We start from the raw sequence: 10,594 nt of genomic DNA, 5'->3' as shown, positions 1-10,594 counted from the left end.
TCACACTTCCGTCCCCGACCCCGTGGAGTCACCATGCCCACAGACGACTCCGGCCTGCCCGCGGAGAGCTGGCGCTGGACCGAACCGACCTGGCGCGGCCACCTGGACGCCGTGCGCGCCGGACGCCGGCTGGTCCCCGACCGCTGGCCCGGCGGCGCCCGGGTGGCGGTCGCCCTGTCCTTCGACTCCGACCACGAGACGATCCCGCTGCGCGACGGCGAGACCAGCCCCGGCCGCCTCGCCCAGGGCGAGTACGGCGCCCGCGTCGGCGCGCCCCGGATCCTGGACCTCCTCGCCCGGTACGGCGTACCCGCGACGTTCTTCATGCCCGCGGTCTCCGCCCTGGCCCACCCCGAGGAGGCGCGCGCCTACACCCGGGACGGGCACGAGCTGGCCGTGCACGGCTGGATCCACGAACGCAACATGCTGCTGGACCGCGCCGACGAGCGGGAGCTGACCGCCCGCGCCCTGGACACCCTGGACACGCTGACCGGGCGGCGCCCGGTGGGGATCCGCACCCCGTCCTGGGACTTCTCGGACTCCACGCTCGCCATCATGCTCGAACTCGGCTTCGCCTACGACTCCTCGCTGATGGCCGACGACGAGCCCTACGAGATCGTCGCCGACGGCAGGCCGACCGGTCTGGTCGAGATCCCGGTGGACTGGATCCGGGACGACGCCCCGTACTTCACGATGGACCGCTACGGCGCCGTCCGCCCACACAGCCGTCCGCGCGACGTGCAGGAGATCTGGACCGACGAGTTCGACGCCGCGTACCGCGACGGCGGGGTCTTCCAGCTGACCCTGCACCCGCACGTCATCGGCCACCGCTCGCGGCTGGTGGCGCTGCGCGGACTGCTCGACCACATCGCCGCCCACTCCGGCGTCTGGTACGCCACGCACGCCCAGGTCGCCGACGCGGCCCGCGCCGTACCGGACGGCCCGGCGGCCACCCGTTCCCTCCCCGACGCCCCGGAGCAGACGCCATGAACACCGGATCCGCCACGCCCGCCGGTCCCCTGTCGAAGGAGGGCGGCTCCCCCGCCCCGGGCAGACTGAGCGGCGCCCAGCGCAAGGCGATCGTCGCCGGCACCATCGGCAACACCGTCGAGTGGGTCGACTGGGCCCTGTACTCCATCTTCGCCAAGATCATCGCCGATGAGTTCTTCCCCAAGGGCGACGGGGCGGTGGCCCTGCTGTCCACGCTCGCCGTGTTCGCCGTCGGCTTCGTGATGCGCCCGGTCGGCGCGGCCGTGCTCGGCGCCTACGCCGACCGCCACGGACGCAAGAAGGGCATGACCCTCACGGTCGCCCTGATGGCGGGCGCCGGCTTCCTCATCGCGATCACCCCGAGCTACGACACCATCGGCGTCCTCTCGCCGCTGATCCTGCTCCTCGCCCGGCTCGTGCAGGGCTTCTCCGCGGGCGGCGAGTTCGGCTCGTCCTCCGCCTTCCTCGTGGAGTCGGCGGCCCGCGGCCGGCGCGCGTTCGCCGGGTCGTGGCAGCAGGTGTCGGTCGCGGGCGGTGTCCTTATCGCCTCCCTCCTGGGCACCCTCACCACCTCGGCGCTGAGCGACGACGCCGTGCACTCCTGGGGCTGGCGCGCCGCGTTCGTCTTCGGCGGGCTGCTCGGCCTGGTCGGGCTGTGGCTGCGGGTGTCCGTCGAGGACACCGAGTCCTTCGCCCAGGCACAGGGCGCGGGCCGCACCCGTACGAACCCGGTCAAGGCGATGTTCGTGGAGCACCCTGCGGCGACCCTGCGCGTCGCCGGCATCACGATCGCGGGCACGCTGACCTACTACATCTGGGTCAACTACCTTCCCACGTACGCGAACCTGACCACCGGCATCCCTCTGAAGACCGCGCTGCTGTCGCAGACGCTGTGTCTGGTCGTCTTCGTGGTGGCGCTGCCGTTCGTCGGGCTGCTCTCGGACCGGGTGGGCCGCAAGCCCACCATGGCGGCCTTCGCCGGCGGCTTCGTCGTCCTGGCCTGGCCCCTGCTGCACCTGCTCGGCGGCAGCTTCCTGAGCCTGTTCCTGGTCCAGCTGGTCGGGATGCTGCTGATCCTCGGCTACTCCGCCAACTGCGCCGTCATCATGGCCGAGCAGTTCCCCGCGGAGGTGCGCGCCACCGGCATCGCCCTGCCCTACGCCCTGGCGGTCGCGGTCTTCGGCGGCACGGCCCCCTACCTGACGACCTGGATGCACGAGAACGGCCACAGCGACCTGCTGTGGATCTACGTGTCCGGCGCCGCCCTCATCTCCCTCGTCGTCTACCTGACGATGCCGGAGACCAAGGACAAGGAGTTCGACTGATGGCGCACGTGCTCGTCACCGGTGCCGCGGGCGGCATCGGCGGGGCGATCGCCGAGGAGTTCGCGGCGCGGGGCGACCTGCTCACGCTCGCCGACCGCGACGCCGGGCCCCTGACGCGGACCGCGGCCCGGCTGGGCGGCGGAGCGGTGGCGCACGCCGCGGACCTCACCGACCCGGGCGCGCCGGCCGCCCTGGTCGAGGCCGCCTGGGCGGCGAACGGGCCGGTCGACGTCCTGGTCAACGCGGCGGGTGTCTATCCGTCGCTGGACATGGCCGAGGTGGACGCTCCCGCCTGGGACCGGCTGTTCGCCGTCAACCTGCGCGCTCCCGTGCTCGCGACCGCCGCGTTCGCCCGGCTCGCGATCGCGGACGGGCGGCCCGGCGCGGTCGTCAACATCAGTTCCGGTTCCGCGCTGCGGGCCCGTCCCGGCGGCGGCCCGTACGCGAGCTCCAAGGCCGCCCTGGAGATGGCCACCCGCGCCGCCGCGCTGGAGCTGGGCGGGCACGGCATCCGCGTCAACGCGGTCAGCCCCGGTTTCGTCCAGGTGTCGAGCGACTGCAACCCCGTCTCCGCCGAGTACGCGGCGGCCATCGGCGCCAACCCGCTGGGCCGCCCGGGCAGTCCGCGGGACATCGCCCGCGCGGTGTGCTGGATCGCGGGCCCGGACGCCTCCTGGATCACCGGTGAGGTGTTGCGGGTGGACGGCGGGTCCAGCACGGGCGCGCTGCACCTGCCCCGCATCTGGCAGCCCGGCGACACCCGCGCCACCCCGCTCGCGGCGGCCCCGGCCGCCCCCACGGAAGGACCCACCGCATGACCGCCCCCTCCCCGCAGCGGGCCGCGTACCCCGTCTTCGTCGCGGGTGTCGCCGCGGAAGGACCCACCGCATGACCGCCCCCTCCCCGCAGCGGGCCGCGTACACCGTCGTCGGCGCGGGCGCCATCGGCGGCACGCTCGCCTTCGCCCTCGCGCGCGCCGGCCACCCGGTCACCGTCGTCGACACCGACCCCGCCCACGTGGCCGCGATCCGGGACGGCGGACTCACCGTCGTGCAGGACGGCACCCGTACGAGCGTGCCGGTCACCGCCGTGACCCCGGACGAGTTCTCCGGCGCCCTCGGACGGGTCCTGCTGGCCGTCAAGGCGCAGGCCACGGAGACCGCGGCCGCGTGGATCGCACCCCGTCTGGAGCCGGACGGCTACGTGGTCTCCGTCCAGAACGGCTTCAACGAGGCGCTGATCGCCCGGCACGTGGGCGCCGCACGGACCGTCGCCGCGTTCGTGAACATCTTCGCCGACGTCGTCGAACCGGGGGTCGTCCTGGACGGCGGCGCCGGGGCCCTGGTCGTCGGCGAGCCGGACGGCGCCCCGGTCGGCGGGCGCGTCGAGGCGCTCGTGGCCGATCTGCGCAGCTGGGGCCCGGCCGTGGCCAGCGACAACGTCGAGGGGTACCTCTGGGCCAAGGCCGGGTTCGGCGCGATGCTGGCCGCGACCGCGCTCGCCGACGCCCCCATGGCCGACCTCATCGACCGGCACCGGCCCGCCATGGCCGCCCTGGCCGGTGAGGTCTTCGCCGTGTCCGACCGGCTCGGCGTCACCCTGGAGGGCTTCGACGCCTTCGAGCCGCACCCGTTCCGGAACGGGGCCGGCCCGGCGGACCGCGACGCCGCCTTCGACCGCCTGACCGCGTGGCTGCGCACGCAGTCGAAGGATCGCAGCGGCATCTGGCGCGACCTGGCCGTGCGCCACCGGCCCGTCGAGGTCACCACCCACTACGCGGACGTCCTCGGCCACGCGGCCCGCGAAGGACTGCCGGCGCCGCTCCTGCGCACCGTCATGGACGGCTTGCGCGCGCTGGAGGGCGCCCCGGAGGGGATGTCCGAAGCACGCTTGGAGGAACTCGACGGGCTGGCCGGGGTCGGGACGCCCGGGGAGCCTGAGGCCCCGCGTCCCCTTGCCGTGGCGGGGACGCCCGGACGGCCGGAGGGGCTGAGCCCTCTCGCCGGGCCGGGGACGCCCGAACAATCGGAGGTCCCGAGCCCTCTCTCCGGGCAGGGGACGTCCGGACGGCCGGAGGCCCCGAACCCCCTCGCCGGGCAGGGGACGCCCGAACAGCCGGAGGGCCTGAGCCCCCACGCCGAGCCAGGGACGTCCGAACAGCCGGAGGCCCCGAGCCCTCTCGCCGTGGCGGGGACAGCCGGACGGCCGGACGCGGCGAGCGGGGCCGTTGGGGCCGCGGTGCCCGGGCGGTTGCCCGGGGCGGAGCAGGCCGTCGCGGTGCGGGACTGGCTCGACGGGCACCGCGAGGACATGGTCGCCGACCTCGACGCGTACACCTCCCAGGGAAGCGCCAGCGACGACCCGGACGAACTCCACGCCTGCCTCGGCTGGCTGCGCGACTGGCTCGACCGGCGCCTGGGCGCACCGGACGCCGAGGAGATCCTGCCCCGCGAGGGGGCCGGCGACATCCTCGTACGCCGCTACCCGGCCCGGGAGCCGTCCGCCGAGGACGGCAGGCCGGTGCTGCTCCTCGCGCACTACGACACCGTCTGGCCGACCGGCACCCTCGACGACTGGCCCTTCCGACGGGACGGCGACCGCATCAGCGGACCCGGCGTCTTCGACATGAAGGCCGGCCTCGTGCAGGCGGTGTGGGCCCTGCGCGCCCTCGACGCCCTGGGGCTGCCCCGGCCGGCCTGCACCCTGATGCTGAACGGCGACGAGGAGACCGGCAGCCTCGCCTCGCACGAGGCGATCGTCGCCGAGGCGCACGGCAGCAGGCTCGCGATGGTCTTCGAGGCGGCCGCCGACGGGGCGATCAAGACGGCACGTAAAGGGGTGGGGCTGTTCMCCGTCACGGTCACCGGCAGCGAGGCCCACGCCGGTCTCGACCCCACCGCCGGGGCGAGCGCGGTGGACGAACTCGCCCACCAGATCCTGCGCCTGGCCGCGCTGCGCGACCCCGCGGCGGGCACCTCGCTCAACGTGGGCGTGGTGGAGGGCGGTACGCGGAGCAACGTGACCGCGGGGCGCGCCACCGGCCGGATCGACGTACGGGTCGCCTCCGCCGCCGAGCAGGAGCGGATCACCGCCTCCCTCGCCGCGCTGCGCCCGGTGGATCCGCGGACCCGCGTGGAGGTCACCGGGGACTGGAACCGCCCCGTCTTCGAGCGGACCGCAGAGGTCGCGGCGCTCGCGGAGACGGCCCGCCGGTGCGCGGCGCTGCTCGGGGAGGAGCTGCGGGAGGCGTCCGTCGGCGGGGCGAGCGACGGCAACTTCGTCGTGGCCGCGGGCACACCGGTCCTGGACGGCATCGGGGCGGTCGGCTCGGGTGCGCACGCCCGCTCGGAACACACCTCGGTGTCCGGCATGGTGGCCCGTTCGGCGCTGGCGGCCACGGTGCTCACTTCACTGGCCGCCGGATGACGGGGTGACGGCGGGGAGGTGACGGGACGGTGACGGGGGTCGGCGCCCCCCGCACCGGACGAGGTGGGCACGGGGCGGGAACGGAACGGGAACGGGGCCCGGGACAGTCCTGGTGACCCGGTCGGCGGGCGGTTCCCGCGCCGCCCGGGCCGCACGGCCCGCCCTCGTCCCGGCAACCGGTTTGGAGAGCCCCATGGACCCATCGCCGCACACCGGCGGAGCGCCGCGCGTCGCCCCGCTCGACGCCCTGCCCGACGGGAAGGCTGCGGCATGACCTCCGTGTCCGCGTCCACATCGGTGTCCGCGTCCGTGTCCGTCTTCGCCGTCGACGGCGTCCTCCTCGACACCCCGGCCGCCATGGCCGGGCTGGTCGACGACATCGTCTGGGACCTCGGCGCCTCCCCCACGCACGCGGAGGTGTCGGCGGTGCTGGGGAAGCCCCTGCAGGTGCTGTTCGCACGGCTGCTGGGCACATGCGTCCACGACACCGTGACCGCCGAGGCCGTCGCCCGGTACCGGCGCCGCTTCGTCACGGACGTCCTCGGCCGGGGCCCGGCACTCCTGCTGCCCGGCGTGGCCGAAGGGCTCGACCGGCTGCGGGCGGCGGGCCACCCGCTCGGTGTCGCCACCTCGAAGGTCTACGCCGACGCCCACGCGCTGCTGGACGCCACCGGCATCCTCAACAGGTTCGACACCGTCGTGGCCCGCAACATGGTCGGACGCGGCAAGCCGCACCCCGACGCGGTGGTGCGGGTCCTGGCCGACCTCGGCGCGCGGGCGCCGCGGTCCTGGTACGTGGGCGGCACGGCCACCGACATGAGGACGGCCCGTGCGGCCGGCGTCCGGGCCGTGGGCGTCCGCCGGTCCGTCGGCTCCGCCGAGGCGCTGACCGCCGCCGGCGCCGACCACGTGGTGGCCGACTTCGCCTCGGCGACCGCGCTGCTCCTGCACGGGGCGCCGCCCACCGACCGGTCCCACGGCGCCGGCCGCCCGCACCCGGCGGGTGCCCTGCAGTGACCGGCCCCCTCTGATCCGACCCGATCCAACCTGATCCGATCCGATTCCCTCGGAACGACCAGCTGTCCGAGAAGCGACCCGACGAACAAGGAGAGCACTGTGCCTGTGGTGACCGTGGACTGGTGGAAGGGCAACGACCGACAGAAACGAGCCGATCTCGTGGGCGAGTTGACCACGACGGTGGCCCGGATAGCGGGATGCCCGAGAGAGGCCGTGACCGTACTGGTGCGGGATGTCGAACAGGACCACTGGGGGCGCGGCGGCGTGCTGGCCGACACCCCGGCCGCAGAACCGGCGGCTCCGGTACCGGTACCGGAGGACGCCGAACCCGTACTGGCGAGGCGCCCTTGACAGGGACGGACGTACACGGTCGGTGGCCGGCAGCGGACAGCTGTCGGCCACCGGCCGTGTGTGCGTGGCTCGTCCGGCGGGGGCGCCCGCAGCGCGGCGTGCCCGCGCACGGGCACCGACACGCCCCAAACGGGCACGGTGCTACACCGGGTGACGGTGCCGGTACGCGAACGGCGTCCACCGAACCCGATCCCTCCGCCGCGGCCCGGAATCCTTCGGGGGAACGGCGGCCGACCGCGAACTCCCTTTCCTGAAAGGCCGTTCGGGTGACGCACCCGCGCACTCCCGCGAGCTGCGCAAAGCGTCAATCCCCTACGAAAACTTGTCCGATTTACGCCAGCGCGCCTCCTGCCCACGGCACGAGAGACCGGAACCCGCACCGACCGGTACACATCGTGGGTGAAGATGTATACGTCGACGACGGCCGCCGAGCGCGGTTCCCTGCGGAGCACCGAGGAACGGCAAACGGTCTCCGGCCCCGCCGCGAGGTGCCCCCTGCAGGTGAACTGCGCGAGGACGGCCGTCCCCGTACCGAGGAGAGGGCACGCGCCATGGACCAATCAGCGCCCATACGCTTTCGTATCCTCGGATCCCTGGAATGTTGGGACGGGGACGAACGCGTCCACGTCGGAGGGCCCGTCAGCGAACGGGTCCTGGTGACGCTCCTCCTGGAGCCCCAGCGCGTCCTGCCGGTGCACCGGCTCGTCGAGGCCGTCTGGGACGAGGACGCGCCCGCCACCGCGGCGCACCAGGTGCGCAAGGCCGTGGCCGAGCTGCGCCAGCGCATCCCGGGCGGACGCGACCTCATCGTCACGGACGGGCCCGGGTACCGTGCCGCCGTCACGACCGGGCAACTGGACCTGCTGCAGTTCACCGACGCCCTGCGGCGGGCGCGCGACCACGCCGCCGCGGGCCGGACCGTCGAGGCGACGGCGCTGCTGCGCGAGGCCCTCGCCCTGTGGCGCGGGCCGGTGCTGTCCGGCAGCGGAGGCACGGTCGTCGACGCCGCCTCCGCCGCGCTGGAGGAACGGCGCATGACCGCGGTGGAGCAGCTCTTCGAGCTGAGACTGGAAGCCGGCGAGGGTGCCGAACTCGTCGCCGGGATCCGCGAGGCGATCGGCGGCAACCCGCTGCGCGAGACCCTCCGCGGTCAGCTGATGCTCGCCCTGTACCGCTCGGGCCGCCAGGCCGAGGCGCTGGAGGAGTACGGCAACATCCGCGACCTGCTCGACGAGGAACTCGGCATCCAGCCGAGCGACTCCCTGCGCGAGCTGCACCAGGCGATCCTGCGCAACGAMCCCTCGCTGACCGTCGCCGCCGCACCCGCCGCGGCGGCCCCGGCGGTGGCCGGCAGCCGCTCCACGCTCCCCTACGACCTGCGCGACTTCACCGGCCGCGAGGAGGAACTGCACAAGCTCCTCGGCTTCGTCGAGGACGCCACCGGCTCCGGTCCCCTCATCGTCGCCATCGACGGCATGGGCGGCAGCGGCAAGACCTCCCTCGCCGTGCGCGCCGCGCACCAGCTCGCCGACCGGTACCCCGACGCCCAGCTCCACCTCGACCTGCGCGGCTACACCCCCGGCGAGGAACCCCTCACGCCGGCCGCCGCGGCCGAGGCCCTGCTGCGCATGCTCGGCGTCCCGGGCGAGCGCATCCCCGACGACGCGGCGGGCCGCATCACCCTGTGGCGCTCCACCATGACCAAGCACCGGATGATCCTGCTGCTTGACAACGTAGTCAGCGAAGCGCAGGTGAAACCGCTCCTCGCGTCCCCCACCGGCACCGTCGTCCTGATCACCAGCCGCGCGCTGCTCGTGGACCTCGACGCGGCGCACTCCGTCTCCCTCGGCACCATGGCGCCGCCGGACAGCGTCTCCCTGATCGTCGGCATCATCGGCGAACGGCGGGCGCAGGCCGAGCCCGAGGCCGTCGCCGACCTGGCCGACCTGGCCGGGCACCTGCCGCTGGCCCTGCGGATCGCCGCGGCGCGGCTGCGCAAACGGCCCCGCTGGACCGTGCGCTACCTCGTGGACCGGCTCCGCGACGACACCCACCGCCTCGCGGAGCTCAGCGCCGGCGAACGCAGCGTGGAGGTCACCCTGCGGCTGTCGTACGAGGGGCTGGGCGCCGACTACCGCAAGGCGTTCCGGCTGCTGGGGCAGTACCCGGGCGCCGACCTCGACGTCTACACGGCGGCGGCGCTCCTCGACTCGGGCACCAGGGACGCCGAGGACGTCCTGGAGTACCTGCTCGACATGCACCTCGTCCAGCAGCACGAGCCGGGCCGCTACGCCTTCCACGACCTCGTGCGCAGCTTCGCCCGCATGCTGTCGCGGACCCGCAGCTCCGGCGGCACCGGCGAGTTCTCCGAGGAGGCCGAGGGCGCGGTGCGCCGGCTGCTGGAGTTCTCGCTCGCCGCCTCGGACACCGCGTGCGACCTGCTCTTCCCCGGCCGGGTCCGGATGGTGCGCCCCGAGCCCTCGTTCCGGCCGGAGCTGGCCCCGCTGTCCTCGCCGGGGGCGGCCCGCGACTGGTTCGAGCGGGAGCAGGACAGCCTCCTCGCGGCGATCACCCTGGCCTTCCGGCGGGGCCTGGACCGCGAGGTGGCCCTGCTCGCGGCGAACGTCGTCTTCCACCTCGACCTGCGGGGCAGGCTCGACGAGTTCCTCGCGCTGTGCCGCACCGCGGTCGCCGCGGCCCGCCGCCTGGACGAGGCCGCCCTGCTGCGCCTGAGCCTGTCCAACCTGGCGGTCGCCTGCTGGAAGCGCGGCAGGTTCGAGGACGGCATAGCGGCGGCGGTCGAGGCCCACGAGCTGGCGGTCGAGCTCGGCGACCGGCGGGGGCAGGCCAAGGACACCGGTGTCCTCGGCCTGCTGCTCGCCACCACCGGCCGCTTCGACGAGGCGCTGCCCCGGCTGGAGCAGTCGATCGCCCTCAAGCGCGAACTCGGCGCCGAGCGGGCGGAGTCGGAGTCGCTGTCGAACGTCAGCGGCGTCTACATGGAACGCGGCTGCTTCGAGAAGGCGGTGGAGGCGGCGGACCGGTCGATCGAACTCGCCCGCAAGCTGGGGGCCTCGGAGAAGGAACTCGTCGGGCTGAGCGACCTGGCGCAGGTCCAGCTGGCCATGGGTGACGTGGAGGCGGCGGCCCGCACGCTCGCGGACGCCCGCGAGCGCACTCCGGGTGCGCTGGCCCCGGCCGACCGGGCGCTGCAGCTCGTCCTCTCCGCGGAGGCCGAGGGCCGGCTCGGACGGCAGCCGCAGGCGCTGCGCTGGGTGGAGGAGGCGCTCGCGACCAAGGGGCTGGAGGACGCACCCGTACGGGAGGTCACCGTGTGGAACACGGCCGGGCGGTTCTTCCACCGGGACGGCGACGACGAGCGGGCGCTGCGGTTGCACCGGCAGGCGCTCGCGTCCGCGGCCCGGCTGGGCCACCGTGTCGAGGAGGCCTACGCGCTGGACGGCATCGCGCGGGCACTGGCGGCC

At 74.5% G+C, this 10,594-nt stretch carries 7 protein-coding genes; all 7 read left to right on the top strand.

Annotated elements, in window-relative coordinates:
- Positions 1–33 precede the first annotated feature (33 nt).
- Positions 34–990, top strand: a complete 957-nt coding sequence (locus FGF04_RS30025) for a polysaccharide deacetylase family protein (protein WP_149514507.1) — start codon at positions 34–36, stop codon at positions 988–990.
- A complete protein-coding gene (locus tag FGF04_RS30020) occupies positions 987–2,315 on the top strand; it encodes an MFS transporter (protein ID WP_149514506.1) in 1,329 nt (442 codons plus the stop codon). The genes FGF04_RS30025 and FGF04_RS30020 overlap by 4 nt, the downstream gene beginning before the upstream one ends.
- On the top strand, positions 2,315–3,133 hold the full coding sequence (locus FGF04_RS30015) for an SDR family NAD(P)-dependent oxidoreductase (protein WP_149514505.1): 819 nt from the start codon (positions 2,315–2,317) through the stop codon (positions 3,131–3,133). Before FGF04_RS30020 ends, FGF04_RS30015 begins: the two co-directional genes overlap by 1 nt.
- A gap of 70 nt (positions 3,134–3,203) precedes the next feature.
- Positions 3,204–5,741 (top strand): 2-dehydropantoate 2-reductase, encoded by a 2,538-nt coding sequence (locus FGF04_RS41360; RefSeq protein ID WP_235882570.1) that lies wholly within the window; start codon positions 3,204–3,206, stop codon positions 5,739–5,741.
- A 270-nt stretch (positions 5,742–6,011) separates the two neighbouring features.
- A complete protein-coding gene (locus FGF04_RS30000) occupies positions 6,012–6,758 on the top strand; it encodes an HAD family hydrolase (protein ID WP_149514504.1) in 747 nt (248 codons plus the stop codon).
- Between the two features lie 99 nt (positions 6,759–6,857).
- A complete protein-coding gene (locus FGF04_RS29995) occupies positions 6,858–7,109 on the top strand; it encodes a tautomerase family protein (protein WP_149514503.1) in 252 nt (83 codons plus the stop codon).
- A 656-nt stretch (positions 7,110–7,765) separates the two neighbouring features.
- Positions 7,766–10,594, top strand: a 2,829-nt coding sequence (locus FGF04_RS29990; RefSeq protein ID WP_235882569.1) for an AfsR/SARP family transcriptional regulator, incomplete at its 3' end; no start/stop codon positions are given.

Source organism: Streptomyces apricus, from assembly GCF_008369065.1.
Classification (GTDB): Bacteria; Actinomycetota; Actinomycetes; order Streptomycetales; family Streptomycetaceae; genus Streptomyces; species Streptomyces apricus.
This window is presented reverse-complemented; position numbering and strand designations above follow the sequence as displayed.